General features: G+C 74.7%; 5 protein-coding genes. All 5 read right to left on the reverse strand.

The window, feature by feature from the left end; genetic code table 11:
- A partial coding sequence (locus KS423_RS42155) for a hypothetical protein (protein ID WP_224285002.1) occupies positions 1-203 on the reverse strand: 203 nt, incomplete at its 3' end.
- Positions 204-690: 487 nt separating this feature from the next.
- Complete coding sequence (locus tag KS423_RS42160; RefSeq protein WP_224285003.1) at positions 691-876, reverse strand: hypothetical protein; 186 nt, start codon at positions 874-876, stop codon at positions 691-693.
- Between the two features lie 389 nt (positions 877-1,265).
- On the reverse strand, positions 1,266-1,940 hold the full coding sequence (locus KS423_RS42165) for an ATP/GTP-binding protein (RefSeq protein ID WP_374120154.1): 675 nt from the start codon (positions 1,938-1,940) through the stop codon (positions 1,266-1,268).
- Positions 1,921-2,493, reverse strand: a complete 573-nt coding sequence (locus KS423_RS48285; protein ID WP_308020317.1) for a DUF742 domain-containing protein — start codon at positions 2,491-2,493, stop codon at positions 1,921-1,923. The genes KS423_RS42165 and KS423_RS48285 overlap by 20 nt, the downstream gene beginning before the upstream one ends.
- A gap of 8 nt (positions 2,494-2,501) precedes the next feature.
- A complete protein-coding gene (locus KS423_RS42175) occupies positions 2,502-2,921 on the reverse strand; it encodes a roadblock/LC7 domain-containing protein (RefSeq protein ID WP_049652175.1) in 420 nt (139 codons plus the stop codon).
- Positions 2,922-3,124 lie beyond the last annotated feature (203 nt).

The raw sequence follows: 3,124 nt of genomic DNA on the forward strand, positions 1-3,124 counted from the left end.
CCGGCGTGCGGCGGACGGGCCGCCGCCCGGGGCCATCGGTCCGACACCGACACCGGGGGGACGGACGGTCCCGCGGCCCCGGACGCGCCGGGACCGACCGGCACGGTGGCGGGGACAGAGGAGACCGGCGGGACGGAGCGGACCGCGCGCAGGTGCGGGGTCGCGACGGGCAGGGGAAGGGTGGCCGTGGAAGAAGAAGACATGGTGTGCCGCTCATTTCGCGCGTGACGGACGGGGTGGAGTCGTCTGCGCGTCGACCGGGCGTACTGCCTGGGCTGGACCGGACCGGACCGGGTCAGCGGGCGGAGGGCCGGGACGCGCTGGGCGAGCCGGGACACGTCTGATCGAACAGGTGCGGCTGCCGGGACGGCCAGAACGGTTCGAGGTCGAGGCGATCCCGCCGGCTGTCCACGGCGCGGCTCCCGCACCGGTTCCACCGTCCGGTCCGTCCGCCCGCGCGCATCGCGGGGGCCGTCCAGGTCGTTCGGGTACGGCCGGTGATGCCGGGGGCGGTGCTGGGGCAGACGATGTTCACTGGTGGTCTCTCCGCTGGGCGGGTCCGGTTGGTCGGCCGCGGGCACGCCGGACAGGCGGTCCGCTACGGCCTGGTCGACGGGTTTCGGCGGTGCGTCGGGCGGTGGGCCGGGTGGGCCGGAAGTGCCGGAGGACGTACCGGGAAGGTCAGGCCGGTCAGCGACAACACGCGCTGCAGATCAGCGCGTGGTCGATGTGGCGGCGGACGGTGAGCGCCGGATCGGCGGCACCGGGCACGGCAGCGCCGGGCATGAGGACACCGGGCACCGGGGAGCCGGGCATCGCGGTGATGATGTGTCGTCGGCCGACGCTCACCCTGCTGCCCTCCCCCTCGTTCTCCACACGGCGGCGCACCGCTGCCGGTGCCCGCCGACGATGCCTCGCCGGTCCGCCGAAGGCCGTCCGCCGGTCGCAACGCCCGTGTGAACGTGGCGTTTCCGGCGCTCCCGACGGCATGGCCGGGCGGCCTTCGTCCACAGAGCCTTCCACGGCCGGGCCGCTCTAGGCAACCTTCGGCGCAGCGATCGTCCGGGATGCGGACGGCCGAATGAGACATCGGCCGGAACGGGCAGGTCGGCGCGCTCACCTGCCGAGCCGTCGCACAAACGCCGTCCGACCGGCGTCGCGGTTGTCATCCGGCCGCGTCCCGGCCTCGGCCCCGGCCTTGCCCGTTCCCGACCGGCCACGGCCGGACGGCATCGGGCCGGATCCGAACCGAAGCCGAACCGTGCTCAGGCGCCGACCGGGGTGCGGCGGTGCCGACGGGCGGCGGCGTGCTCGACCAGCGCGACGAGCAGGTCCTTGCCGTCCTGCCGCAGCCGCGCGTCGCAGAGCAGCACCGGGATGTCCGGATCGAGGTCGAGCGCCTCGCGGACCTCGTCCGGCGCGAACCGCTCGGTGCCCTCGAAGCAGTTCACCGCGACCACGAACGGGATGCCGCGCTGCTCGAAGAAGTCGACCGACGGGAAGCAGTCGGCCAGTCGCCGGGTGTCCGCGAGCACCAGGGCGCCGAGCGCACCGCGGGCCAGCTCGTCCCAGACGAACCAGAACCGGTCCTGCCCGGGCGTGCCGAACAGGTAGAGCGCGAGGCCCGGCCGCAGGTCGATCCGGCCGAAGTCCATCGCGACGGTGGTGGTGCGCTTCGCCTCCACCCCCGACGTGTCGTCCACCGGGCGGCCCAGTTCGCTGAGTTCCTCCTCGGTGCGCAGCGGCCGGATCTCGCTGACCGAGCCGACCAGGGTGGTCTTGCCCGCGCCGAAGCCGCCCGCGACCAGGATCTTCACCGCGACGGCCGGACCGCCGCGCCAGCGCGGGTCGTTGGCGTTCGCCGGGTGGGGCGCGGCGGCGTCCCGGTGCGGCCCGGTGCCGTCCGGGCGGGGGTGGGGGTCAGAGCGCACGGAGTCCATTGATCACGTCTCGCAGCAGGCGCTCGTCCGGCAGCTCGGCGAGCGGAACGGGTCGGGTGACGCTGATCAGATCGGCGTCGTAGAGGTCGCCGAGCAGCACCCGCACCACGCTGACCGGCAGGTCGGTGAAGGAGCCGAGCTCGGCGACGGAGAGCGGCTCGCGGCGGCACAGGGTGAGCAGCGTCTGGTGCTCCGGGTCGAGGACGTGGGCGGGCACGGCCCCGGCGACCGGCCCGGGATCGACGGCGGTGATCAGCGAGATCAGGTCGAACAGCCCCTCCTCGACCGGCCGGGTGCGGCCGCGGGTCATCGAGTAGAGCCGCACCACCGGGCCGGCCTCGTCGTCGAACCAGCGGTCGTCGACCGGGGTTCGCGGCCGGAACAGGTCGACCTCGGGCCCGTCCGGGTCCGCGCGCTCGTCCTCCACCGACGCCTCCGGGCGGTCCGAACCGTCCGAGCCGTCGAGGCCGGACGGCCCGGCCGTGCCCACCGGCACCTGGGGGCCGTCCGGCGTCTCCGGGCCGTCCGGCACATCCGCCTTCGGATCCGCCATCGGACCGCTCATCTCACCGGCGGGGCGGTTTCGGTGCGCGGCTCGGCGGCCATGTGCTCGCCGACCCGCTTGACCAGCAGAGCCATCTCGTACGCGATCTGGCCGATGTCCGCCTCGGCCTCGCTCAGGACGGCCAGGCAGCTGCCGTCGCCGGCGGCCGTGATGAACAGGAAGGCCTCGTCCAGCTCCACCATGGTCTGCCGGACGCCGCCGACCTTGAAGTGCCCGCCGGCGCCCTTCGCGAGGCTGTGGAACCCGGCGGCAACGGCGGCCAGGTGCTCGGCGTCCTCGCGGTCGAGGTCGCGGGAGGCACCGGTGGCCAGGCCGTCGTTGGAGAGGATCACCGCGTGCCGGAGGGCCGCGACGCGCCCCACCAGGTCGTCCAGGAGCCAGTTGAGGTCCCCGGACGACTGCATCGACGTGGTCATGAATCAGTTCCTTCCGCTGGAGCGGGTGGTGCGGGTGGAGCGGGTACGACGGGTGGAGCGGGTACGACGGGTGGTTCGGGTACGGCGGGCGGTGCGGGCGCACGGGCGTCCGGGTTCCGGCGGACCGGCTGCCCGGGCGGCACCCGACGGACGAGCGGTGCCCGGCCGGTGTCCTGCGGCGCGGGCAGCGCCGCCGGGGCGGG

This window comes from Streptomyces sp. LS1784, from assembly GCF_020103755.1.
Classification (GTDB): Bacteria; Actinomycetota; Actinomycetes; order Streptomycetales; family Streptomycetaceae; genus Kitasatospora.